This window comes from Streptomyces sp. NPDC056373, from assembly GCF_042262425.1.
Taxonomy (GTDB): domain Bacteria; phylum Actinomycetota; class Actinomycetes; order Streptomycetales; family Streptomycetaceae; genus Streptomyces.
This window is the reverse complement of record NZ_JBHJPX010000016.1, coordinates 1-23,406: the sequence shown is the minus strand read 5'-3', so window position 1 is coordinate 23,406 and position 23,406 is coordinate 1. Positions and strand designations below refer to the sequence as shown.

The window sequence follows — 23,406 nt, the reverse complement described above, 5'->3', positions numbered from 1 at the left end:
TCGGCACCGGGCCAAACCACCCCATCGGTCCAACGCCCAAGTCCGCGCGTTGACGATCGGCCCGCCCGCGACGCTTCATCGACGATCGGCGTGGCCCGGCTCACCGGCGGTCCCGCACGGCCCGCCGCGGATGCTCCCCGGTGACAGGCCTTCAGCCACCGGCAACTGCCGCTGACCGACGACGATCGCGGGGACGACATCCTCCGGGTTGTCCGCGCGCGGCCGCTCGAAGCCGGGCGTCCGGTTGCGGACGAGCCAGGAATTGCGGGAAGCCGGTCATGCCACCGGCGCTAGGAGGAAATCCCGACAGCCTCCGGCGTGGTTTCCCTCAGTTCTCCTTCCTCCAGCAGCAGCCAGCGCGTGATGCCGATCGATTCCAGGAACGGCAGGTCGTGGCTGGCCACGACCAGCGCCCCCTCGTACGACTCCAGGGCCGTGGTGAGCTGCCGGACGCTCGCCATGTCCAGGTTGTTGGTCGGCTCGTCCAGCATGAGCAGCTGCGGCGCGGGCTCGGCCAGCATCAGCGCGGCCAGCGCGGCCCGGAAGCGTTCGCCGCCGGACAGCGTCGACGCCTTCTGATCGGCGCGGGCGCCCCGGAACAGGAAGCGCGCCAGCCGCGCCCGGATCCGGTTGTTGGTGGCGTCCGGCGCGTACCGGGCCACGTTCTCGGCGACGGACAGCTCCCCGTCGAGGACGTCGAGCCGCTGCGGCAGGAACCGCAGCGGGACGTGCGTGTGCACCTCGCCCGACTCCGGGGCGAGCTCGCCGGTGATCGTGCGCAGCAGCGTGGTCTTGCCCGCGCCGTTGCGCCCGATCAGCGCGACCCGCTCGGGCCCGCGCAGGTCGAAACCGCCCTTCACCCGGGCGCCGTAGCGCAGCCCGAGATCCTGGAGGGTGAGCACGGTCCGCCCCGGCGGCACGGCCGTGTACGGCAGGTCGACACGGATCTCGTCGTCGTCCCGTACGGCCTCCACCGCCTCGTCGAGCCGTTCCCTGGCCTCGGTGAGCCGCTCCTCGTGCATGATGCGGTGCTTGCCCGCGGACTCCTGCGCCGCGCGCTTGCGCGCCCCCATGACGATCTTCGGCTCACGCTTCTGGTCCCACATCTTCTGCCCGTACCGCTTGCGCCGGGCCAGTTTGACCTGGGCGTCGGCCAGTTCGCGCTTCTGTTTGCGGAAGTCGGACTCGGCGACGCGCACCATGCGCTCCGCCGCCTCCTGCTCGATCTCCAGTGCCTCCTCGTAGTCGGAGTAGTTGCCGCCGTACCAGGTGATCTCTCCGGAGCGCAGATCGGCGATCTGGTCGACGAGGTCCAGCAGTTCGCGGTCGTGGCTGACGACGACCATCACGCCCGGCCAGGACTGCACGGCCGCGTACAGCCGCCGACGGGCGTACAGGTCGAGGTTGTTGGTCGGCTCGTCCAGCAGCAGCACGTCGGGCCGGCTCAGCAGCAGTGCGGCCAGCCGCAGCAGGACCGACTCGCCGCCGGACACCTCGCCGATGGTGCGGTCCAACTGGACGTGCCCGAGGCCGAGTTCGCCCAGGGTGGCGAGGGCTCGCTCCTCGACGTCCCAGTCGTCGCCGACGGTCTCGAAATGCGCCTCGGAGACGTCGCCCGACTCGATGGCGTGCAGGGCGGCGCGCTGAGCGGCGATGCCGAGGACCTCGTCGACACGCAGGGCGGTGTCGAGCGTGACGTTCTGCGGCAGGTAGCCGACCTCACCGGCCACCCGGACGGTGCCGTCGGCGGGTGCGAGTTCACCGGCGATCAGCTTCAGCAGGGTGGATTTTCCGGACCCGTTGACGCCGACCAGGCCGGTCCGGCCGGGGCCGAACGCGACGCCCAGGCCCTCGAAGACGGGACTGCCGTCGGGCCAGGTGAACGCAAGGGAGGTGACGGTGATGGAAGTGGGCATGGGGCCTCATTCGCGGTTGCTCGAAGCGGTCAGGGGCAAACGCGTGTCGAGACACCTGCGACCAGGGGAAGGAGGCTCCGTGGGCACGTCACGGACATGAGGAATGCCCTGCACCGGGAGGACGGCTCGAACGCCGAGGTCGCACGCAGCGCACACCACAGAGGGGTGTGACGCGGTGTCTCAGGACCTCAGACGAGCAACGTCCTTCTCCAATCGGCGGCAACAGGACGCTGTACACGCTACGAAGGCCCTGGGGACCTGTCAACGCATTAACGTGCGACCCGATCTTCCCGCTCCGAGGAGGCCTCCTGTGCCGCACGGCCCGCTCTCGCTGCCGGCCCGGCTCTGCCTGCTGGCCTGGGACGCCGCGCGCCCCGCGGCCGACCGCACCGCCCTGCGACCCGGCCCGGTGCGGGCCGGTGCCCTGGTCGAGCTGGCCCAGCGCGGGCTGCTGACCGACGTGGGCGGTATCGCCACGCCGGTGGACCTTGACGCGAACACGGGCGACCCGGTCCTCGACGGGCTGCTGGACCTCGTCCGAGAGTCGCGCCCTCACGCCTGGCGGACCTGGGTGACACTGCGGGCGCGGGTGACCTCCGACGCCGTGCGGGAGCAGCTGGTGGCCGAGGGGTACCTGCGGGCGGAGAAGCGTCGGGTGCTCGGGGTGTTCCCGTCCGTGGAGTACGCGCTGGGGCGTGCGCCCGTCGTGGCGGCGCTGCGGGAGGAGACTCGGCAGGTGCTTCAGGGGCCGCTGCCCGCCGCCGGGATCTCCGAGCGCGACGCGGCGGTCGCCGCCCTCGCCGCCGCCGCGGGCCTCTTCGGAGACGGCACCCCCGCACATCGCACCCGTGCACTGACCGAACGGGCCGGAGCGGCGACGCGCGGACTGGGGAGCGTCGTCCGCGAGGTGACGGCGGCGGTCACCGCGGGGAGGCCACCTCATCAGGCGGCAGCCCCAGGATGACCCCGGTGCCCGGTGCCCGGTGCCCGGTGCCCGGTGCCCGGTGCCCGGTGCCCGGTGGCCGGTGGCGTGACAGTCGGCCGCGACGGTCGGCCGCGACGGAACAGCCGGCGCCGGCCGGCATGCGCCCGTCAGCTCAGCACGCGTCCCGCATCAGCTCCGCGAGGCCGTGGTCCAGATCCAGCTGGAGGTGCTCCAGACCGACCGGCACGAGTTCGCTCGTGGCCTCGAGGAACCGGCGGATCTCGCTGGAGCGGACATGGACCACGGCCGTGCCCTCGGGGGCGTGGAACTCCAGCACCGTGCGGTCGTAGCCGTAGGGGCGCACGCGCACGTCGCCGTGCCCCTCGGCGCTCTTCTGGCCCGCGGCGAGCAGCTCGCGGGAGAAGGTCCAGCAGACCTCGACGCCCTCCAGCGTGGCCGGGGCGGGGAAGGTCATGCGGACCGCGAAAGGGTCACGCCGGTCGTAGTGCAGCGTCGCGGGAATGCTCGGCATACGCGGCGCGGCGGCGACGAGGCGGGCCTCCACGGGCTGCTCGATGACGATGGACAACGCCTTGCTCCCTTGTGACGGCTGGACGGACACTTCCGGGCGGATGAGGCCGGGCACTGGAAGAGACGACGGAATCAGCCAATCCGTGCACACGAATTGCGAGTGACCTCTGTCACCGCGTTCATGCACCAGAGTGACGTGACTCTCCTTGTGTGCCTCCCAAGGCAGTTGTGGCTCCCACCGCACCTTCCGCGGCACCCGCGAGGCCATCTGGACGGCACCCGGGCGGTGGGCTAGCTTCCCCCGCCATGAGGCGCATGGGGAGCACGCGACGGACGGGACGAACACCGGGCAGGGCGACCGCGATGGCGGCCTGCGCGGCGGCACTGGCGGCCCTGACCGCCGTACCGGCGCAGGCGCACGAGCCTGAGCACCGGCCGCCGCACTGGGAACTCAAGGACACCGGCACCCCGCAGGCACGCTTGCGGGGTCTGGCCGCCGTCAGCCGGAACACCGCCTGGGTCGCCGGCACCGGCGGCACGGTTCTGCGCACCACCGACGGCGGGAGGAGCTGGCGGAACGTGTCGCCGCCCGGCGCGGGGGAGTTGCAGTTCCGGGACGTCGAGGCGTTCGACGCCCGCCGGGCCGTGGTGCTGGCCATCGGTGAGGGAAAGACGTCCCGGGTCTACCGCACCGAGGACGGCGGCGCGACCTGGACGGAGTCCTTCCGCAACCCCGACCCCAAGGCGTTCTACGACTGTCTCGCCTTCTTCGACCGCCGTCACGGTCTGGCGATGAGCGACCCGGTCGACGGGAGGTTCCGCATCCTGTCGACCGGTGACGGCGGCCGTACCTGGAAGGTGCTGCCGGACCGGGGGATGCCGGCCGCGCAGGAGGGCGAGGCCGGGTTCGCGGCGAGCGGCCAGTGCCTGGTGACGTCCGGGACGAGGGACGTCTGGCTGGCCACCGGCGGGGCGGCACGCGCCCGGGTCCTGCACTCCGCCGACCGCGGACGCACCTGGACGGCCACCGACTCGCCCCTCCCGGCGGGCGACCCCGCCCGGGGCGTCTTCGCGCTCGCCTTCCGCGACCGCACCCACGGTCTCGCAGTCGGCGGCGACTTCCGTCCCGACCAGCCCTCACCCCAGGCCGCCGCCCGTTCCTTCGACGGCGGACGCACCTGGCTCCCGGCCGCCGCACCCCCGCCCGCCTACCGCTCCGGCGTCGTCTGGCTCCCGCACAGCCGCACCGCCGCCCTCGCCGTCGGCCCGACCGGCACCGATCTCACCACGGACGCCGGCCGGACCTGGCGGACCGTGGACACGGGCTCCTACGACACCGTCGACTGCGCCCCGGACCACGGCTGCTGGGCCGCCGGCGAGAAGGGCCGGGTTGCCCGCCTGGAGCACTGAGAATGCGGGGTGCCCTGATCGTTGGCAGTGTGGGTACTCGTTCACTGATCGGGAAAGGAAGTGAGCGGGCATGCCACGCGGCTCGAGCCCCAAGCGGGAGCGCCAGTACGAGCACATCAAGGAAAGTGCGAAGGACCGGGGCGAGAGCACCGGCCGCGCCGAGGAGATCGCCGCGCGGACGGTGAACAAGGAACGCGCCCGGTCCGGCGAGTCCAAGACCGCCAGCCGCACGTCCACCAAGGACATGTCCTCCGGCAAGCGGGGCGGTCAGCGGTCGGGACAGGGCTCCCAGGGGCCCACGTACGACCAGCTGTACCAGGAGGCCAAACGCAAGGGCGTCGAGGGCCGTTCCCACATGAACAAGAGCCAGCTGCAGCGCGCGCTGGGCAAGTAGGGCGCACGCCTTCCGAGGCCGGCGGGACCGTACCGTCCCGCCGGCCTCGGCGCGGCCCGTAGGCTCGGGGCCATCATGACGACCGTACGCATCCCCGAGGACTGGCCCGCCACCGAGGAACAGGCCCGTGCCGTCCAGGACGCGCTGCGCGCCCGTGTGATCCTCGACGAACCGGGACCGCCGCCCCGGACAGGCCATGTGACGGGGGTGGACGTCGCGTACGACGACGAACGGGACGTCGTCGCGGCGGCGGCGGTCGTCCTGGACGCGTCGAGCCTCGACGTCGTCGCGGAGGCCACCGCGGTGGGCCGGGTCTCCTTCCCCTACGTGCCCGGGCTGCTCGCCTTCCGCGAGATCCCCACGGTTCTCGCCGCCCTGGAGGCACTGCCCTGTGCGCCCGGCCTGGTCGTCTGCGACGGCTACGGCCTCGCCCACCCCCGGCGCTTCGGCCTGGCCAGCCACCTCGGCGTCCTGACCGGCCTGCCCACGATCGGCGTCGCGAAGAACCCGTTCGCCTTCTCCTACGACGACCCGGACACCCCGCGCGGCAGTACTGCCCCGCTGCTCGCGGGCTGCGAGGAGGTCGGCCGGGTCCTGCGCACCCGGGACGGCGTCAAGCCTGTCTTCGTCTCCGTGGGCCACCGGGTGACACTGGACGACGCCTGCGCGCACACCCTCGCGCTGACCCCCGCCTACCGCCTCCCGGAGACCACCCGCCGGGCGGACGCGCTGTGCCGCGAGGCAATCAGGAAGACCTACTCGGCCTGACCGTCCACCCGCCAGCGGCCCACCTCGCGGTACTCCGAGTCGTAGATCGCCGACTCGTCCCCGGGGGCGAGCTCGTAGTGGCGCAGATTGCCGGCCCAGTACCTGAGGATCCGGCCCAGTTCGCCCGCCGGGTCCTTCGTCAACGCCGCGTCGTCCAGGGAAACTTCCAGAAGGAATCTCATGCCTTCAAGGGTTTCATTGAACTCCTTCTTGGCACTTTCCGAGCCGTCTGCGCAGGCGGAACGCCGAAAAGCCTCAAGTGGCAGGAGAGGCGCGGGCCGGGCCGGGCGAGCACATCTGAGTACCGGCCCTGAGTACCCGTACGGATGCCCGGCGGCGGCAGCGCCGACAGGCTGGGGCGCATGACAACGCACCGCGCGCCCAAGCCTGTTGCCGCCCCGACCCAGACCGTCGAGCGGGCCGTCACCATAGGGCTGATCCTCGCCGTCCTGGCCGGGCTCGGCTGGATCGCCGGGATGATCTACACGCTCGCCGAGTGGCCGCTGTAGGCCACCGGCGGACCCTCAGTAGGCCCTCAGCGGGTCCTCGATAGGCCCTCAACGGGCCGCCGCGACACGGAAGCGGATGCCCGCCGCGCGCAGCCGGCCGATCAGCGCGTCGCCCATCGCCACCGCAGTGGTGACCTGACCCGTCGTCTTCGGAAGCTCGTCGAAGGCCAGGCACAGCGCCGACTCGGCGAACATCTTGGCCGTCTCGTCGTAGCCGGGATCGCCGCCCGAGACCTCCGTGTACACCCGCGAGCCGCCGCCTTCGCCCACGAAGCGCACGGAGAACCAGCTCTTCGCCCGCTTCTCGGGGCTCGGCCCGTCCCCGGGCTTGAGCCGGTCCGACAACCAGCGCCGCGCGGGCGGCACCTGAGCCGCCGCGACCAGCGTGCCGACCGCCGCGACCCCGCCCACGGCGACGGGCAGACGCCGGACGGCCGCGTACTGCCGGTAGCGGAAGTCGGGCCCGTACCGTTCGAGGGCCGACGCGGAGCGCCGCACGATCTGCGGGTCGATGGTCGGCATCGGCAGTGCCCACGCGCCGACCTCCTTGGCGAACCGCGGCCCGCCGAGCGGCGCCGACGCCCGCCGGCCCACCAGTCGCGGCTCGTGCCGCCGCCGGTCCCGTGCGGCCGCCGCCATCTGCCGCTGCCGTGCGAACTGGCCCAGCGCGGAGGCGAAGGTGCCGCCGGAGAAGGCCGCGTCAGCGGTGACGAAGCCCTCCACGGTCAGCGGCACGTCCTCGGGCAACTGCTGCACGGTGAAGTACACGCCCAGGTCGTGGGGGACGGAGTCGAACCCGGCGGCGTGCACCAGCCGTGCCCCGGTCTCCCGGGCACGTGCGTCGTGCCGGACGTACATCAGGTCCACGAACTCGGGCTCGCCGCACAGGTCCAGGTAGTCGGTCCCGGCGTCGGCGCAGGCGGCGACGAGTTCCTCGCCGTACGTCACGTACGGGCCGACGGTCGTGGCCACCACGCGTGCCTGAGCGGCGAGGTCGCGCAGCGAGGCCGGGTCGGAGACGTCCGCCCGCAGTACCCCGATCTCCGCGTCGGCGGGCAGCCGCTCCCGCAGCCGCTCCAGCTTCTGCGCGCTGCGGCCCGCGATCGCCCAGCGCAGCCCCTCGGGCCCGTGGGCGGCCAGGTACTCCGCGGTGAGCGCCCCGGCGAAACTGGTCGCTCCGAAGAGCACGATGTCGTACGGACGGTCCGTCCCGCTTTGCCTGCTCATGACACCCCTCGGTCGTGCAGCCCGTGCCGCTGTCGGTGGCCGAGGCTAGCGTGAGGAGTGCGGAGCCCGACGACGAGCCCGGAGGACGACGATGGCCGTGCCCAGGAATGCCCTGAAGAAGTGGGAGAAAGTGCGCGCGTTCGCACTGGGGCTGCCGGACGCCGTCGAGGAGTTCCCCTGGGGCGAGTCCGTCGCCAAGGTCAACAAGAAGGTGTTCGTCTTCCTCGGGGTCGACGACGGCAGTTACCCCCTGGGGGTGACGGTGAAGCTCACGGACGAGACGGCGCACGCGCACGCGCTGGCCTGCCCCGGCGCCGGGCCCGCCGGGTACGGCCTGGGCAAGGCGGGCTGGGTGAGTGTCCCCCTGGAGCCGCAGGGTGCCCCGGCCGCGGAGGTGCTCTGCGACTGGGTGGAGGACAGCTACCGGGCCGTCGCGCCCAAGCGGCTGATAGTGGTGCTGGACGGGGCCTGACCTCGTCCGGCAGATTGCTGAGCGCTTGCTCGTTCGGGTCTTGTGCCGAGTGGAACACGTTCTTAGCATCACTGGTGTTACATCAGATGTGTCACAGCACTGGGGGCTGGATGACCACGGCAGGGACGCCAGGACACGGCCCGCTCACCGGCGTGCGCGTCGTCGAGCTGGCGGGCATCGGGCCCGGCCCGTTCGCCGCCATGCTCCTGGCCGACCTCGGTGCCGACGTCGTGCGCGTGGACCGCCCGGGCGGCCCCGGACTCGGGATCGACCCGGCGTACGACGTCACCAACCGCAACAAGCGCTCGGTGATCGTCGACCTGAAGTCACCCGACGGCCGGGAACAGGTGCTCGACCTCGCGGCCCGCGCCGACGTCCTGGTCGAGGGCTACCGCCCCGGCGTCGCCGAACGCCTCGGCGTGGGCCCCGAGCCCTGCCTCGCCCGCAACCCGCGTCTCACCTACGGCCGGATGACGGGCTGGGGCCAGGACGGCCCGCTCGCCCGTCGCTCCGGGCACGACATCGCGTACATCGCCCCCACCGGCACCCTCGGCATGATCGGCAGGCCGCAGGAGGCGCCGCCGGCCCCCGCCAATCTGCTCGGCGACTACGCGGGCGGCTCCCTCTACCTCGTCGTCGGCGTCCTCGCGGCCCTCCACCACGCCCGCGCGACCGGCACCGGCCAGGTCGTCGACGCCGCCATCGTCGACGGGACCGCCCACCTCACCACCATGATCCACGGCATGCTCGCCGCCGGGGGCTGGCAGGACCGCCGGGGTGCCAACCTCCTGGACGGCGGCTGCCCCTACTACGGGACCTATGAGACGGCCGACGGCCGGTACATGGCCGTCGGCGCCCTGGAACCGCAGTTCTACGCCGAATTCCTGAGCCTTCTCGGCATCGACGACCGAGCCGAAGCGCGCAAGGACGTCACCCGCTGGGACGAACTGCGCGAGGAGATCGCCGTCCGCTTCAAAGCGCGGACGAGGGACGAGTGGACGGCCGTCTTCGACGGCTCCGACGCCTGCGTGGCGCCCGTGCTGTCGCTGCGCGAGGCGCCGCACCACCCGCACCTGGCCGCCCGCGGCACCTTCACCGACCACGGCGGCATCACCCAGCCCGCCCCGGCCCCCCGCTTCTCCGCGACCCCGACCTCCGTCCGCACCGGCCCGGCGCGGCCGGGCGCCGACACGGCGGACGTCGCCCGGGACTGGGACGTCCCCGGGCTCCTCCCGTCGTCCCGAAACCCTCAGTGAAAGGCCTCCTCGTGAGCACCGAAGCGTATGTGTACGACGCGATCCGCACCCCGCGCGGCCGCGGCAAGGCAGGCGGCGCCCTGCACGGCACCAAGCCCATCGACCTGGTCGTCGGACTCATCCACGAGATCCGCGCCCGGTTCCCGGACCTCGACCCGGCCGCCGTCGACGACATCGTCCTCGGCGTCGTCGGCCCGGTCGGCGACCAGGGCTCCGACATCGCCCGGATCGCCGCCATCGCCGCGGGCCTGCCCGACACGGTCGCCGGTGTGCAGGAGAACCGCTTCTGTGCCTCGGGCCTGGAGGCCGTCAACCTGGCGGCGGCCAAGGTGCGTTCCGGTTGGGAGGACCTCGTCCTCGCGGGCGGCGTCGAGTCGATGTCCCGGGTGCCGATGGCCTCCGACGGCGGGGCCTGGTTCAACGACCCGATGACCAACCTCGAGGTCAACTTCGTGCCGCAGGGCATCGGCGCCGACCTCATCGCCACCGTCGAGGGCTTCTCCCGGCGCGACGTCGACGAGTACGCGGCCCTCTCCCAGGAGCGGGCCGCCACCGCGATGAAGGACGGCCGCTTCGAGCGGTCCGTCGTCCCGGTCAAGGACCGCAGCGGCCTCGTCGTCCTCGACCACGACGAGTTCCCCCGCCCCGGAACCACCGCCGACTCCCTCGCCAAGCTGAAGCCGTCCTTCGCCGACATCGGCGAACTCGGCGGCTTCGACGCCGTGGCCCTCCAGCAGTACCACTGGGTGGAGAAGATCGACCACGTCCACCACGCGGGCAACTCCTCCGGCATCGTCGACGGCGCCTCGCTCGTCGCGATCGGCTCCAAGGAGGTCGGCGAGCGCTACGGCCTCACCCCTCGCGCGCGGATCGTCTCCGCCGCGGTGTCCGGCTCCGAGCCGACCATCATGCTCACCGGCCCCGCCCCCGCCACCCGCAAGGCCCTCTCCAAGGCCGGACTGACCATCGACGACATCGACCTGGTCGAGATCAACGAGGCGTTCGCGGCAGTCGTCCTGCGCTTCGTGCGGGACATGGGCCTGCCCCTGGACAAGGTCAACGTCAACGGCGGCGCGATCGCCCTCGGCCACCCCCTGGGCGCGACCGGCGCGATGATCCTCGGCACCCTCGTCGACGAACTCGAGCGCCAGGACAAGCGCTACGGCCTCGCCACGCTGTGCGTCGGCGGCGGCATGGGCGTAGCCACGATCGTCGAGCGCATCTGACCCCCTCCCGACGGATCACACGGAGCACCTCCACATGAGCACTGAGTCCACCACCATCCGCTGGGAACAGGACCGCACCGGCCTCGTCACCCTGGTCATCGACGACCCGAACCAGTCCGCGAACACCATGAACCAGGCGTTCCGCGACTCGCTGGCCGCCGTCACCGACCGTCTGGAGGCCGAGAAGGACTCCATCCGGGGCGTCATCATCACCTCCGCCAAGAAGACCTTCTTCGCCGGCGGAGACCTCCGCGACCTCATCCGCGTCACGCCCGAGACGGCCCAGGAGCTGTTCGACGGCGGCATGGCCATCAAGCGGAACCTGCGCCGCATCGAGACCCTCGGCAAGCCCGTCGTCGCCGCCCTCAACGGCGCGGCCCTCGGCGGCGGTTACGAGATCGCCCTCGCCTGCCACCACCGCGTCGCCCTCGACGCACCCGGCTCCAAGATCGGCTGCCCCGAGGTCACCCTCGGTCTGCTCCCCGGAGGCGGCGGCGTCGTCCGCACAGTCCGCCTGCTGGGCATCGCCGACGCCCTGCTGAAGGTGCTCCTCCAGGGTACCCAGTACAACCCGCGCCGCGCCCTGGACAACGGCCTCGTCGACGAGGTGGCCGACAGCCAGGAGGACATGCTCGCCAAGGCCCGCGCCTTCATCGACGCCAACCCCGAGTCCCAGCAGCCCTGGGACAAGCCGGGCTACCGCATCCCGGGCGGCACGCCGTCGAACCCCAAGTTCGCCGCGAACCTGCCCGCCTTCCCGGCCAGCCTGCGCAAGCAGACGAACGGCGCCCCCTACCCGGCCCCGCGCAACATCCTGGCCGCCGCCGTCGAGGGCTCCCAGGTCGACTTCGAGACCGCGCAGGTCATCGAGGCCCGCTACTTCGTGGACCTCGCGGCCGGCCAGACCTCGAAGAACATGATCCAGGCCTTCTTCTTCGACCTCCAGGCCGTCAACTCCGGCGTCAACCGCCCCCAGGGCATCGAGCCCCGCAAGGTCCGCAAGGCCGCCGTGCTCGGCGCCGGCATGATGGGCGCCGGCATCGCCTACTCCTGCGCCCGCGCCGGCATCGACGTCGTGCTGAAGGACGTCTCCCTGGAGGCGGCCCTCAAGGGCAAGGGCTATTCCGAGAAGCTGTGCGCCAAGGCCGTCTCCAAGGGCCGTACGTCCCAGGAGAAGGCCGACGCGCTGCTCGCCCGCATCACCCCGACCGCCGAGGTCCAGGACCTGGCCGGCTGCGACGCCGTGATCGAGGCCGTCTTCGAGGACACCTCCCTCAAGCACAAGGTGTTCCAGGAGATCCAGCACGTCGTGGAGCCGGACGCGCTGCTGTGCTCCAACACCTCCACCCTGCCCATCACCGCCCTCGCCGAAGGCGTGGAGCGCCAGGGCGACTTCATCGGCCTGCACTTCTTCTCGCCCGTCGACAAGATGCCGCTCGTCGAGATCATCAAGGGCGAGCGCACCGGCGAGGAGGCCCTGGCCCGCGCCTTCGACCTGGTCCGGCAGATCAACAAGACGCCCATCGTCGTCAACGACTCGCGCGGCTTCTTCACCTCCCGCGTCATCGGCCACTTCATCAACGAGGGCGTCGCCATGGTCGGCGAGGGCATCGAGCCCGCCTCGGTCGAGCAGGCCGCCGCCCAGGCCGGCTACCCGGCCAAGGTGCTGTCCCTGATGGACGAACTGACGCTGACCCTGCCCCGCAAGATCCGGGCCGAGACGAAGCGGGCGGTCGAGGAGGCGGGCGGCACCTGGACGGCCCACCCCGCCGAAGCCGTCATCGACCGCATGGTCGACGAGTTCGGCCGCACCGGCCGCAGCGGCGGCGGCGGCTTCTACGACTACGGCGACGACGGCAAGCGCACCGGCCTGTGGCCCGGCCTGCGCGAGCACTACACCAGGCCGGGACATCAGATCCCGTTCCGGGACATGCAGGAGCGCATGCTGTTCTCCGAGGCGCTGGACACCGTCCGGCTGCTGGAGGAGGGCGTGCTGACCTCCGTCGCCGACGCCAACATCGGCTCCATCTTCGGCATCGGCTTCCCGGGCTGGACCGGCGGCGTGCTCCAGTACATCAACGGCTACGAGGGAGGCCTGCCCGGCTTCGTGGCACGCGCGCGTGAACTCGCCGAGCAGTACGGGGAGCGCTTCGCCCCGCCCGCGCTGCTGGTGGAGAAGGCGGAGAAGGGGGAGCGGTTCAGCGACTCAGCCCGCGGCTGACCCGCCGGAGCCCGACGGCCCGGTGAGCCACTCGCCCAGCTCTTCCCTCAGCGACCGCTGAAAAGCGGTGAGGAGCGCCTGCACCACCAGCGGGTGCATGTGAGCCGACAGGGACCGCACGTCCCGCGCGTCACGCTCCGCCACCTCACCGCGCAAGAGCTGGGACAGCTCCCGGGCCGCGGCGCGCGCCTGCTCGACGAGCACCTTGCGCGCCGCGAAGATCGCCTCCGGCGACAGCGGCACGTCCAACAGCCCGGCCCCCAGCCGGAGCAGCCCCAGATCGGCCTCCCACAGCTCGTCCGCGGGCCGCACCACGCCCATCGCGACGAGCCGCTCCACGTCCTCGTCGCCCAGCGGCCGCCCGGCCCGTCCCTCCAGCTCCCGGCGCGACACCGTCTCGACGGCGCCCGGCGCCCAGGACGCCACCACCGCGCGGTGGACGGCCAGTTCGTGCGCGCTCAGGTCCGGCGGCAGTTGCCGCAGATAGCGCTCGATGCCGGCCAGCGTCATGCCCTGCTGCTGCAACTCCTCGATCAGCGCCAGCCGGGCCAGGTGCTCGCGCCCGTAGTGCCCCACCCGCCGTGGCCCGAGCACCGGCGGGGGCAGCAGCCCCTTCGTGCCGTAGAAGCGGACCGTGCGCACGGTGACTCCGGCCCGGGCCGCCAGCTCGTCGATCGTGAGGGTCGGCTCCTCGGCGTCGGTCGTCATGTGCAGCAGTATCGCTGTCTCACCAGTGCTGTGAAACCTCTGGAGGTCTTCAGGACGTCAGGGGGGGTCCGGTGTGAGAAGTCGCGCTCTGTGACGTAGGCCACCGCGTGAGCCGCGGAGCGTGGGGGAAGGTGGCCCCTTGGTCCGTGCCTTTACCGAGGGCGCGGACCTTATGTACGTCCGGAAAGCCGAGCGCGACCCGCTCGGGAGCACCAGAGAGTGGATCCACCGTGAGCAAGGACGCCGTGAACACGGCAGCAGCCGCATCCTCCAGTGACGCGGCCCAGGTGCCCGCGGACGCGGGCGACGCCGGCTACAGCAAGGACCTCAAGCCCCGCCACGTCAACATGATCGCCATCGGGGGCGCGATCGGCACCGGGCTCTTCCTGGGGGCGGGCGGCCGCCTGCACAACGCCGGCCCGGCCCTGGCGATCGCCTACCTGGTCTGCGGCGTCTTCGCCTTCTTCGTGGTCAAGGCCCTCGGCGAGCTCGTGCTGTACCGCCCCTCCTCGGGCTCCTTCGTCTCCTACGCGCGCGAGTTCCTCGGTGAGAAGGGCGCGTACGTCGCCGGGTGGATGTACTTCCTGAACTGGTCGACCACCGGCATCGCCGACATCACGGCGATCGCGCTCTACACGCACTACTGGAGCCTGTTCACCGACATCCCGCAGTGGGTGCTCGCGCTGGTCGCCCTCGCGGTGGTCCTGGTGGTGAACCTGATCTCGGTGAAGATCTTCGGCGAGATGGAGTTCTGGTTCTCGATCATCAAGGTCGCGACGCTCGTCGGCTTCATGCTCATCGGCATCTTCCTGCTCGCCACGCAGCAGAAGGTCGGCGGTGGGACGCCCGGCCTGAGCGTCATCACCGACAACGGCGGTGTCTTCCCGCACGGCATGATGCCGGTCGTCCTCGTCATGCAGGGCGTGATCTTCGCGTACGCGGCGCTGGAGCTGGTCGGTGTCGCCGCGGGCGAGACCGCCGAGCCGGAGAAGATCGTCCCCCGCGCGGTGAACTCGATCATGTGGCGCGTGGGCCTCTTCTACGTCGGCTCGGTCGTCCTGCTGGCACTGCTGCTGCCGGGTTCGGTCTACTCGGCCGACCAGAGCCCCTTCGTCACGGTGCTGTCGAAGATCGGCGTCCCGGCCGCGGGCGACGTGATGAACCTGGTGGTCCTCACGGCCGCCATGTCCTCGCTCAACTCCGGCCTGTACTCCACGGGCCGCATCCTGCGCTCCATGGCGATGGCGGGCTCCGCGCCGAAGTTCACCGCCCGCATGAACCGCAGCCAGGTGCCCTACGGCGGCATCCTGCTCACCTGCGCGGTGTGCGTGCTCGGCGTCGGCCTGAACTACCTGGTGCCGGCCCAGGCCTTCGAGATCGTGCTGAACGTGGCCTCCCTCGGCATCATCAGCACCTGGGTGATCATCATGGTCTGTCACCTGGTCTTCGTCCGCCGCGCCAAGGCGGGCCTGATCAGCCGCCCCTCGTTCCGTCTCAAGGGCACCCCGGTCACGGAGATCGCCACGATCGTCTTCCTGCTGGCCTGCCTCGGCATGATGTGGAACGACCCCGCGGTCGGCCGCAAGACCCTCCTGCTCGTCCCGGTGATCGCGGCCATGCTGGTCGCCGGCTGGTTCGGCGTCCGCCGCAGGGTCTCCCGGACGGCCGACCAGGAGCTGTCACAGGTGACGAAGTAGCGGGACGGGCCCGACGTACGGACCGGGCGCCTGCGGGCGCTTTCTCCGCACAGGCGGAGCCGGCCGGTCGCCGGGTCAGCCCTGGCTGTCGAAGGCCGCTGCCAGGCAGGCGGTGAGGCGCCGCGTGAGGGTGCCGTCGGGGTCCAGGCGGGGGTTGAAGATCGTGACGGTGAGTCCGACGGCCCCCTCGCCGGCCAGGGCCGTGCGCAGAGCGGTCTCCAGCTCCTGCCAGGTCAGGCCGTCCGGCTGCCGGTGGTCGACGGCGGGCATGAGCGTGTCGTCCAGCACGTCGACGTCGAGATGGACCCAGTACCCGGCGTCCGCGCCGCCGCCGCTCAGCAGCCCGACCGCGCGGCGGGCCGCCTCGGCCGCCCCCAGCGCGCGCACGGTGTCCAGTTCCAGCGCGTGCAGTGCGGGCGGCAGCGGCTGCATCCCGTGTGCCGCGGACTCCTCCGCGTCCCGGAACCCCAGGGCGACGACGTCCTCGTCCCTCACGAGTGGGCCCCGGCCCTCCAGGTCGGCCAGAACGCGCGGGCCGCGCCCGGTGGCCAGTGCGAGTTCCATGGAGGCCGCCTCGCCGGCCGGCTCGGCCGAGGGCTGGTAGAAGTCGGTGTGGCCGTCCAGGAAGAGCAGACCGTGCCGGTCGCGACGGCGCAGCGCCAGCAGGGTGCCGAGCAGCACGCTGCAGTCGCCGCCGAGCACGACGGGGAACCGGCCGTCGTCGAGGACGTCGCCCACGGCGCCGGCCAGCGCGGCGGAGTACGCGGCGATGCCACCGGCGTTCAGAATCCCGGTGTCCGGGTCCCGCTCAGGGGCGTACGGGGGCGGCTCGACCCGCCCCACGTGCACCGCCCCCAGCCCCTCGGCCAGCCCCGCCCCGAGGAGCGCCGCCGGCAGATCCTCCACACCGGTGGGGCGCAGCCCGAGCACGGACGGGGCCTCGATGATCGCCGATTTCCGCAACGCAGGCTCCCTCGTCGGCAGCCGCGGCCTCACTCGTCACGGCGCATGGCCTCACCGTAACGAGCCGGGCCCGGTCCGGCAGGCCGGGCGCCTCCTGCCGGGGCAGGGTGCGGACGCTCCGAGCCTCTACGCCCGACGCCCCGACGCCCCGACGCCCCGACGGCGCGCCGGGCCCGGTCCGGCAGCCCGTGCCTCCTGACGGGGGCGAGGTCCCGGCGCCCCGGCGCGGCGAGCCGCCCCGGCCGGGGCGCGCCGGGCCCCCTGCGCGACGACGTCAGTGCCCGTGCACCCCGTTCGTCGCCGCGATCCGCTTCCACGACCGGGGCTGCGGAACGACCTTCGCCCCCTCGGCCACCGCCGCGGCCCGGGCCGCGGGCACCCCCGGCTTCGACGGCTGGAACAGCCACGTGTCGAAGAGCGCGGCCAGCGGCTTGCCCGAGACCTCCTGCGCGTACCGCTGGAAGTCCGCCACCGACGCGTTGCCGTGGGCGTACTTCGACGGCCAGCCCTTGAGGATCGCGAAGAACGCCTCGTCACCGATCTTGTTGCGCAGCGCCTGGACGGCCAGTGCGCCACGGTCGTAGACCGCGATGTCGAACTGGTTCTCCGGGCCGGGATCCCCGGGCTTCACCGTCCAGAACGGGTCGTCTGCGGGATGCGAGGTGTACACGTGGTCGGCGAGTTCCTGAGCGGTGCCCTCGCCCTCGTGCTCGGACCACAGCCACTGCGCGTACCGGGCGAAGCCCTCGTTGATCCAGATGTCCTTCCAGCCCTTGACCGACACCTCGTCGCCGTACCACTGGTGGGCCAGTTCATGGACGACGACCGACACGTTCGACCCGTTCGCGAACTGCCGCGGGCTGTAGAACGGCCGGGTCTGGGTCTCCAGCGCGTACCCGGTGTCCGTGTTCGGCACATACCCGCCGAGCGCGCTGTAGGGATACGGCCCGAAGTACCCGGCGAGCCAGTCCGCGATCTCCCCGGTCCGTTCGATGCTCGCCCGCGCCGCCCCGGCGTTCGCCCCGAGATCCTTGCTGTAGGCGTTGAGGACCGGGATGCCGCCCTCCGTCGTGCCGGTCGTGATGTCGAACTTCCCGACCGCGAGCGTGGCGAGGTACGTGGCCTGCGGCTTGTCGGACCGCCAGTTCCAGCGGGTCCAGCCGAGCTTCGAACTCGTCGACTGGAGCGTGCCGTTGGAGATGGCCTGCGTACCGTCCGGGACCAGCACGGACACGTCGTAGGTCGCCTTGTCCAGCGGATGGTCGTTGGCCGGGAACCACCACGCGGCCGCCTCGGGCTCGTTCGCCGCGACACCGCCGTCCGGGGTGCGGTGCCAGCTGGTGAAGCCGAAGGCCTGCTTCGACGACGGCACCCCGCGGTAGCGCACGACGACAGTGACGGGCGCACCCTTGGCCAGCGGCGTCCTCGGCGTGATCTCCAGCTCCTGCTCGCCCGAGGTCCGGAACGAGGCCTTCGCCCCGTTGACCCGCACCTCGCCGACGTCCAGCAGGAAGTCCAGGTCGAAGCTCGTCAGGTCCTGCGTGGCGCGGGCCACGAGCGTCGCCGTGCCCTCCAGCTCGTCCGTGGCCGGCTGGTACTTCAGGCGGAGGTCGTAGTGGGAGACGTCGTATCCGCCGTTGCCGTAGGCCGGGTAGTAGGGGTCGCCGATACCCGGCGCGCCGGGGGAGAAGGAGGCGGCCGATGCCGGGATCGCCAGCAGGAGAACGGCCGCCGCCAGGGCTCCCGGCGCGATGATTCTGCGATGCACGCGAGGCTCCAAGTCATAGGGTCCCGAGGTCTTCCGGGTTCTGTCCGGAGCCTATTGACTCCTGTGTCCCTGATCATGTCCATGGCCCCTGCTGTCACACGAACGCCATTCGGCCGACATGAGACACCCGCCCCGAACGGCCGTCCCGGACACGCCGGTCCGTCAGCTGCCCCCTTCTGAACGGGAGTTCACCGATGTACCGTCCGGCCCATGCCGAAACGCACGCGCTTCACGACCTGGAGACCGCTCGCGACGGCGGCCGCGGCCGCCCTCTTGGCGACCTTGCTCACCCCCGCGGCAGCACAGGCCGCACCGGCCGCCCCGCGCGGGAGCGAACCCGTCTACTCCTACGAGAACGCCATCCGCGAGGCCGTCTGGGTGGACACCGGGCTCGACGGCGACCGCGACGGGAAGACCGACCGGGTCGCCGTCGACATCGTCCGCCCCCGCGAAACCGCCCGGCAGGGCCGCAAAGTCCCGGTCATCATGGACGCCAGCCCGTACTACTCCTGCTGCGGGCGCGGCAACGAGAGCCAGAAGAAGACCTACGACGCGCAGGGCCGCGTCGTCCAGACGCCGCTGTACTACGACAACTACTTCGTCCCGCGCGGCTACGCCTTCGTCGGCGTGGACCTGGCCGGAACCAATCGCTCCGACGGCTGCGTCGACGTGGGCGGCCGCTCCGACATCCGGTCCGCGAAGGCCGTCGTCGACTGGCTGAACGGCCGTGCCAAGGCCTACACGAGCCGCACCGGCACCACCCGCGCCCAGGCCGGCTGGACCAACGGCCGCACCGGCATGATCGGCAAGAGCTGGGACGGCACCATCGCCAACGGCGTCGCCGCCACCGGCGTCAGGGGCCTGAAGACCATCGTCCCGATCAGCGCCATCTCCTCCTGGTACGACTACTACTTCCAGCAGGGCGCGCCGCTCTACGACTCGGGCCCCGAGTGGCTGTCGGACTACGTCGACAGCCCCGACGCCCGCGCCAGGTGCCAGGCCGTCCAGCAGAAGCTCGTCGACGGCGCGCCGCGCACCGGCGACTGGACCCCTCTGTGGACCGAGCGCGACTACGTGAAGGCCGCGCGCAAGGTCAAGGCCAGCGTCTTCCTCGTGCACGGCATGCAGGACCTCAACGTCCGCATGAAGCACGTCGGCCAGTGGTGGAACGCCCTCGCGAAGCACGGCGTCGAGCGCAAGATCTGGCTCTCCCAGACCGGCCACGTCGACCCCTTCGACTTCCGCCGGGGCGCCTGGGTCGACACCCTGCACCGCTGGTTCGACCACGAACTCATGGGCTACGACAACGGCATCGACCGCGAGCCCGTGGCCGACGTCGAACGCGCCCCCGACCGGTGGGAGACCTCCCGGACCTGGCCGCCGAGCGGCACCCGCACCGCCACCCTGCGCCCCGACCGGGGCACCCGGGCCGGCGTCGGCACCCTCGGCCTGCACCGCGGCCACGGCACCGAGACCTTCACCGACGACCCCCAGCGGGGCGAGACCGACTGGGCCGGCCGGCTCGACGAGCCGACACCGGACAAGGCCGGGTTCAGCACCGGACCGCTCACCCGTGACCTGCGCCTGGCCGGCTCCTCCCGGGTCACCGTCACCGCCACGCCCTCCACCTCGACGGCCCACCTCTCCGCCGTCCTCGTGGACGTCGGCCCGGCCACGATCCGCGACTACGCGGACGCCGGCGAAGGCATCGCCACCCTCACGGACCGGGCCTGCTGGGGCGCGAGCACGACCGGCGACAGCTCCTGCTTCAAGGAGACGAAGGCCAAGACCACCGACGTCGGCTTCACGGTCGTCAGCCGCGGCTGGGCGGACCTCGGCAACCACGCCTCGGACCACAAGGGCTCCCCGCTCACCCCGGGCAAGAGGTACACGATCACCCTCGACCTCGCGGCGACCGACCATGTCGTCCCGAAGGGGCACCGCCTGGCGCTGATCGTCGCGGGCACCGACCAGGGCCTCATCGACCCTCCCGCCGACAAACCGAAGCTCGCCCTCGACCTCTCCCGCACCTCGGCGCGCGTCCCGTTCACCGGCGGAGCCGCCGCCTTCGCCCGCGCCACCGCGGGCGCCGCCTCCGCCGCCCCCGACGCCACGGTCCTGGACGGCGTTCGGGAGCCGCGCACCACCCACCGTGTCCCGGAGGCGAGCCAGTGATCCGTGCAGGCGCCCTGACAGCGGCCACCGCCGCCCTCACGGCCTCCCTGGTCGCCGCACCGGCACAAGCGGCCGGCGACACCCCGCCCCGCACCGGCTTCGAGCAGTCGGACGGCGCCCGCTGGACCACCCAGCCCGAGGAGCAGGACTTCCTCGAGGCCGTCGACCGGTCCAGCGGCCGCGTCTCCATGACCCGCTTCGGCACGACGAAGCAGGACCGCCCGCTCCAGCTGGTGCGGATCGGAAACCGCACGAGCCCCGGCAAGGTCCTGTTCGTCTGCAGTCAGCACGGCGACGAGCCCTCCGGCCGTGAGGCCTGCCTGACCACCCTCCGCGACCTCGCGTACGCCCGCGACAGCCGCACCCGGCGCTTCCTGGACCGCACCACGGTCCTGGTGGTGCCCACCGCCAACCCGGACGGCCGGGCTGCGAACACGCGAGGCAACAGCGACGGAGTCGACATCAACCGCGACCACCTCGCCCTGAAGACCGCCGAGGGCCGCGCCCTGGCCGCCGTCATCCGGGACCAGCGCCCCGACATCGTCTACGACCTGCACGAGTACGGCGCCACACCCCGGTACTACGACAAGGACCTCTTCGACCTGTGGCCGCGCAACCTCAACACCCACGAGGCGGTCCACGACGAGGCGCGGACCTTGTCCGAGGCGTACGTCCGCCCCGCCGCCGAGCGGGCCGGCCACTCGACCGGCACCTACGGCATCTGGACCGACCCGGAAACCGGTGAGCCGGTCAAGCAGGTCGCCGGAGACGGACAGGAGCGCATTCTGCGCAACATGTCCGGTGTGAAGCACTCCGTCGGGCTGCTCATCGAGAGCCGCGTCGATCCGCTCACCGAGGCGGAGAAGGCGGACTCGGCGCTCAACAACCGGCGCCGGGTCACCTCCCAACTGGACGCGCTCAAGGGCATGTTCGGATACGCCGACCAGCGCCGCGCGCGCATCGGGGCGGCGACGGCACGGGCCCGGCTCGCGGGCTACACCGACACCGGACCGGTCTACGTCGGCGGCGCCGACAACGAGGCCCCCGAACCGGACGAAATCATCCCGAACCCACCCTGCGGTTATCGGCTCACCGCCGCCCAGTACGCCGAGGTGGGCGACGAACTCGCCCTGCACGGCGTACTGGTGCGCAAGGACGGCGAGGGTGTGCTCGTCCCGCTGCGCCAGCCCCTGCGGGCGCTCGTGCCGCTGCTGCTCGACGACCGGGCCGAGTACCACCTGACAGGAGGTTCATACGAAACCTCATGTTGAGAGGGGTGAAATTACGCCACCCGTGGTAGCAGCGTTTACGGAGGGCCTACATCCTCCTCTGTCCCGATGAAAGGTTCCGCCTGTGACGCAAGAACGACCAAGCGACAAGGACTCCCCGGAGGGAGCCACGCTGCCGGGGTCGGAAGCGGGCCTGCCCGGTCAGGACCGGCCGCAGACCGACCGCATCGTCTTCGGCGTCACGGCGGCCCTCACCCTCGCCTTCGTGATCTGGGGCGCGACGGCGACCGACTCGCTCGAAAGCGTCTCCACCAGCTTGCTCGGGGGCCTGCTGCACAACGGCGGCTGGGCGTTCATGCTCGCGGCCTCCGGCTTCGTCGTCTTCGCCCTCTGGCTCGCGATCAGCCGCTACGGCCGGATCCACCTCGGCGCGGAGGGTGAGGAGCCCGAGTTCCGCACCGTGTCGTGGGTCGCGATGATGTTCAGCGCGGGCATGGGCATCGGCCTGATGTTCTACGGCGTGAGCGAGCCGCTGTCGCACTACGGCACGCCCCCGCCGGGCACGAACCCGGCCGACTCCGGCGAACGCATGGAGACGGCCATGGCCACCACCCTGTTCCACTGGACGCTGCACCCGTGGGCGATCTACGCGGTGGTGGGTCTCGCCATCGCCTACAGCACCTTCCGCCGGCGCCGCCGGCAGACCATCAGCGCCGTCTTCACCCCGCTCATCGGCAGGAAGAACGCCAACGGCGGCATCGGCCGGGCCATCGACGTCCTCGCGATCATCGCGACGGTCTTCGGTTCAGCCGCCTCCCTGGGCCTGGGCGCGCTCCAGATCGGCTCCGGTGTGCAGGAGCTGAAGTGGATGGACAAGGTGAGCACCGGGCTGCTCGTCACGATCATCGCGGTGCTGACCCTGGCCTTCGTCGCGTCCGCGGTCTCCGGTGTGGAGAAGGGCATCCAGTGGCTGTCCAACACCAACATGGTGCTGGCGCTGATCCTCGCCGTGTTCGTGTTCGTGGCGGGCCCGACCATCATCGTCCTGGACCTGCTGCCCACCTCCGTCTTCGCCTACCTCGGCGACCTGCCCCAGCTGGCCGGCCGGACCGAGGCGAGCGGCGGCAAGGGCGTCGCCGACTGGCTGGGCAGCTGGACGGTCTTCTACTGGGCGTGGTGGATCTCCTGGACGCCGTTCGTCGGCATGTTCATCGCCCGCATCAGCCGGGGCCGCACCATCCGCCAGTTCGTCGGCGGTGTCATCCTCGTGCCCAGCACGGTCAGCCTCATCTGGTTCGCGATCTTCGGTGGCTCGGCGATGAAGATGCAGGAGGATGGCCAGCTCGGCAAGGAGGCGACCCCGGAGGGCCAGCTCTTCGGCGTGCTCCAGCAGTTCCCCCTCGCCACCGTCACGAGCCTGCTGGTGATGATCCTCGTCGGCATCTTCTTCGTCTCGGGCGCCGACGCGGCCTCCATCGTCATGGGCACCCTGTCGCAGAAGGGCGCGCTCGAACCCGGCCGCTTCGTCGTCGTGTTCTGGGGCGTGGTCACCGGCGCGGTGGCCGCGATCATGCTGCTGGTCGGCAGCGGCCAGGGCGACGCGCTCACGGGTCTGCAGAACCTCACGATCCTCGCGGCCGCGCCGTTCGTCGTAGTGATGATCTTCATGTGTGTCGCCCTCATGCGCGACCTGCGCCGGGACCCGGTGATCGTGCGCGAGCAGATGGGCTCCGAGGCCGTCGAAATGGCAGTCATGGAAGGCCACAAGAAGTACGACGGCGACTTCGAGTTCCGCGTCGGACCGGGCCGAGGGCCGGACGTGGAGGGAGACCCGATCGGCAAGCACTGATCCGCACGGCAAGGGCGGCCCGGGTTCCACGAACCCGGGCCGCCCCCGCGTCTCACCGGCCGACTAGCTTGGGCTTTAACGTGCGCCGTCGAACGGTGCGTCGTACTTGATCACTCGGTTCGGTGTCCGCCGTACACGGAAGCGGCCTTCGTCTGAACATGT

Annotated in this window: 20 protein-coding genes; 13 read left to right on the top strand and 7 right to left on the bottom strand. The window is 71.7% G+C overall.

Features of this window, described 5'->3' with window-relative positions:
* Positions 1-290: 290 nt before the first annotated feature.
* Positions 291-1,916 carry an ABC-F family ATP-binding cassette domain-containing protein gene (locus tag ACFCXS_RS30145; RefSeq protein ID WP_376646513.1) on the bottom strand — a complete coding sequence of 542 codons (1,626 nt, stop codon included), beginning with the start codon at positions 1,914-1,916 and terminating at the stop codon, positions 291-293.
* Between the two features lie 310 nt (positions 1,917-2,226).
* On the opposite strand from ACFCXS_RS30145, the gene ACFCXS_RS30140 reads away from it, so the two are divergent.
* Positions 2,227-2,880 carry a GPP34 family phosphoprotein gene (locus ACFCXS_RS30140; RefSeq protein ID WP_376646512.1) on the top strand — a complete coding sequence of 218 codons (654 nt, stop codon included), beginning with the start codon at positions 2,227-2,229 and terminating at the stop codon, positions 2,878-2,880.
* Positions 2,881-3,013: 133 nt separating this feature from the next.
* Here ACFCXS_RS30140 and ACFCXS_RS30135 read toward each other — a convergent pair whose 3' ends face one another.
* A complete protein-coding gene (locus ACFCXS_RS30135; protein WP_053674905.1) occupies positions 3,014-3,430 on the bottom strand; it encodes an SsgA family sporulation/cell division regulator in 417 nt (138 codons plus the stop codon).
* Positions 3,431-3,687: 257 nt separating this feature from the next.
* Between ACFCXS_RS30135 and ACFCXS_RS30130 the strand changes: the two genes are divergently transcribed.
* The 3 genes from ACFCXS_RS30130 to ACFCXS_RS30120 all read left to right on the top strand — a co-directional run bounded on the left by ACFCXS_RS30130 (position 3,688) and on the right by ACFCXS_RS30120 (position 5,944).
* Entirely contained in the window at positions 3,688-4,782 is a 1,095-nt protein-coding gene (locus tag ACFCXS_RS30130) for a WD40/YVTN/BNR-like repeat-containing protein (RefSeq protein ID WP_376646511.1), read from the top strand.
* 70 nt (positions 4,783-4,852) lie between these two features.
* Complete coding sequence (locus tag ACFCXS_RS30125) at positions 4,853-5,176, top strand: plasmid stabilization protein (protein ID WP_376646510.1); 324 nt, start codon at positions 4,853-4,855, stop codon at positions 5,174-5,176.
* A 75-nt stretch (positions 5,177-5,251) separates the two neighbouring features.
* Positions 5,252-5,944, top strand: a complete 693-nt coding sequence (locus ACFCXS_RS30120; RefSeq protein ID WP_376646509.1) for an endonuclease V — start codon at positions 5,252-5,254, stop codon at positions 5,942-5,944.
* On the opposite strand, the gene ACFCXS_RS30115 is transcribed toward ACFCXS_RS30120, so the two are convergent.
* Positions 5,932-6,126, bottom strand: a complete 195-nt coding sequence (locus tag ACFCXS_RS30115; RefSeq protein WP_376646508.1) for a hypothetical protein — start codon at positions 6,124-6,126, stop codon at positions 5,932-5,934. The genes ACFCXS_RS30120 and ACFCXS_RS30115 overlap by 13 nt on opposite strands.
* A 180-nt stretch (positions 6,127-6,306) precedes the next feature.
* Here ACFCXS_RS30115 and mmpA point away from each other — a divergent pair, with 180 nt between their 5' ends.
* Positions 6,307-6,453, top strand: coding sequence for a morphogenic membrane protein MmpA (gene mmpA / locus ACFCXS_RS30110; protein ID WP_170320889.1), 147 nt, complete (start codon positions 6,307-6,309; stop codon positions 6,451-6,453).
* A gap of 48 nt (positions 6,454-6,501) precedes the next feature.
* On the opposite strand, the gene ACFCXS_RS30105 is transcribed toward mmpA, so the two are convergent.
* The gene (locus tag ACFCXS_RS30105) at positions 6,502-7,680 is read right to left on the bottom strand and encodes a saccharopine dehydrogenase family protein (RefSeq protein ID WP_376646507.1); all 1,179 of its coding nucleotides are present in this window, start codon (positions 7,678-7,680) and stop codon (positions 6,502-6,504) included.
* Between the two features lie 91 nt (positions 7,681-7,771).
* Here ACFCXS_RS30105 and ACFCXS_RS30100 point away from each other — a divergent pair, with 91 nt between their 5' ends.
* From ACFCXS_RS30100 to ACFCXS_RS30085, 4 genes are all read left to right on the top strand, one after another.
* Complete coding sequence (locus ACFCXS_RS30100; RefSeq protein WP_376646506.1) at positions 7,772-8,152, top strand: MmcQ/YjbR family DNA-binding protein; 381 nt, start codon at positions 7,772-7,774, stop codon at positions 8,150-8,152.
* A 110-nt stretch (positions 8,153-8,262) separates the two neighbouring features.
* Positions 8,263-9,408, top strand: a complete 1,146-nt coding sequence (locus ACFCXS_RS30095) for a CaiB/BaiF CoA transferase family protein (protein WP_376646505.1) — start codon at positions 8,263-8,265, stop codon at positions 9,406-9,408.
* A gap of 11 nt (positions 9,409-9,419) precedes the next feature.
* The gene (locus tag ACFCXS_RS30090) at positions 9,420-10,634 is read left to right on the top strand and encodes an acetyl-CoA C-acetyltransferase (protein WP_376646504.1); all 1,215 of its coding nucleotides are present in this window, start codon (positions 9,420-9,422) and stop codon (positions 10,632-10,634) included.
* Between the two features lie 34 nt (positions 10,635-10,668).
* Entirely contained in the window at positions 10,669-12,855 is a 2,187-nt protein-coding gene (locus ACFCXS_RS30085) for a 3-hydroxyacyl-CoA dehydrogenase NAD-binding domain-containing protein (protein WP_376646503.1), read from the top strand.
* On the opposite strand, the gene ACFCXS_RS30080 is transcribed toward ACFCXS_RS30085, so the two are convergent.
* A complete protein-coding gene (locus ACFCXS_RS30080) occupies positions 12,841-13,563 on the bottom strand; it encodes a MerR family transcriptional regulator (protein ID WP_376646502.1) in 723 nt (240 codons plus the stop codon). The two genes, ACFCXS_RS30085 and ACFCXS_RS30080, sit on opposite strands and share 15 nt — an antisense overlap.
* Before the next feature lie 230 nt (positions 13,564-13,793).
* Here ACFCXS_RS30080 and ACFCXS_RS30075 point away from each other — a divergent pair, with 230 nt between their 5' ends.
* Positions 13,794-15,260, top strand: coding sequence for an amino acid permease (locus ACFCXS_RS30075; protein WP_376646501.1), 1,467 nt, complete (start codon positions 13,794-13,796; stop codon positions 15,258-15,260).
* Positions 15,261-15,335: 75 nt separating this feature from the next.
* Here ACFCXS_RS30075 and ACFCXS_RS30070 read toward each other — a convergent pair whose 3' ends face one another.
* A complete protein-coding gene (locus tag ACFCXS_RS30070) occupies positions 15,336-16,223 on the bottom strand; it encodes an arginase family protein (RefSeq protein ID WP_376646500.1) in 888 nt (295 codons plus the stop codon).
* 274 nt (positions 16,224-16,497) lie between these two features.
* Positions 16,498-17,991, bottom strand: coding sequence for a M1 family metallopeptidase (locus ACFCXS_RS30065; protein WP_376646499.1), 1,494 nt, complete (start codon positions 17,989-17,991; stop codon positions 16,498-16,500).
* Positions 17,992-18,201: 210 nt separating this feature from the next.
* Here ACFCXS_RS30065 and ACFCXS_RS30060 point away from each other — a divergent pair, with 210 nt between their 5' ends.
* The 3 genes from ACFCXS_RS30060 (at position 18,202) to ACFCXS_RS30050 (ending at position 23,244) form a co-directional block, all read left to right on the top strand.
* A complete protein-coding gene (locus ACFCXS_RS30060) occupies positions 18,202-20,166 on the top strand; it encodes a Xaa-Pro dipeptidyl-peptidase (protein ID WP_376646498.1) in 1,965 nt (654 codons plus the stop codon).
* Entirely contained in the window at positions 20,163-21,437 is a 1,275-nt protein-coding gene (locus ACFCXS_RS30055; RefSeq protein ID WP_376646497.1) for a M14 family metallocarboxypeptidase, read from the top strand. Before ACFCXS_RS30060 ends, ACFCXS_RS30055 begins: the two co-directional genes overlap by 4 nt.
* Before the next feature lie 82 nt (positions 21,438-21,519).
* Positions 21,520-23,244 carry a BCCT family transporter gene (locus ACFCXS_RS30050; RefSeq protein WP_376646496.1) on the top strand — a complete coding sequence of 575 codons (1,725 nt, stop codon included), beginning with the start codon at positions 21,520-21,522 and terminating at the stop codon, positions 23,242-23,244.
* Positions 23,245-23,406: the final 162 nt, after the last annotated feature.

Excerpts from the sequence above, each read along its gene's own strand:
- ACFCXS_RS30105 (WP_376646507.1), bottom strand. The coding sequence starts at position 7,680 with ATGAGCAGGCAAAGCGGGACGGACCGTCCGTACGACATCGTGCTCTTC.
- ACFCXS_RS30085 (WP_376646503.1), top strand. The coding sequence starts at position 10,669 with ATGAGCACTGAGTCCACCACCATCCGCTGGGAACAGGACCGCACCGGC.
- mmpA (WP_170320889.1), top strand. The coding sequence starts at position 6,307 with ATGACAACGCACCGCGCGCCCAAGCCTGTTGCCGCCCCGACCCAGACC.
- ACFCXS_RS30145 (WP_376646513.1), bottom strand. The coding sequence starts at position 1,916 with ATGCCCACTTCCATCACCGTCACCTCCCTTGCGTTCACCTGGCCCGAC.
- ACFCXS_RS30060 (WP_376646498.1), top strand. The coding sequence starts at position 18,202 with ATGCCGAAACGCACGCGCTTCACGACCTGGAGACCGCTCGCGACGGCG.
- ACFCXS_RS30125 (WP_376646510.1), top strand. The coding sequence starts at position 4,853 with ATGCCACGCGGCTCGAGCCCCAAGCGGGAGCGCCAGTACGAGCACATC.
- ACFCXS_RS30080 (WP_376646502.1), bottom strand. The coding sequence starts at position 13,563 with ATGACGACCGACGCCGAGGAGCCGACCCTCACGATCGACGAGCTGGCG.
- ACFCXS_RS30120 (WP_376646509.1), top strand. The coding sequence starts at position 5,252 with ATGACGACCGTACGCATCCCCGAGGACTGGCCCGCCACCGAGGAACAG.
- ACFCXS_RS30130 (WP_376646511.1), top strand. The coding sequence starts at position 3,688 with ATGGGGAGCACGCGACGGACGGGACGAACACCGGGCAGGGCGACCGCG.
- ACFCXS_RS30115 (WP_376646508.1), bottom strand. The coding sequence starts at position 6,126 with ATGAGATTCCTTCTGGAAGTTTCCCTGGACGACGCGGCGTTGACGAAG.
- ACFCXS_RS30100 (WP_376646506.1), top strand. The coding sequence starts at position 7,772 with ATGGCCGTGCCCAGGAATGCCCTGAAGAAGTGGGAGAAAGTGCGCGCG.
- ACFCXS_RS30095 (WP_376646505.1), top strand. The coding sequence starts at position 8,263 with ATGACCACGGCAGGGACGCCAGGACACGGCCCGCTCACCGGCGTGCGC.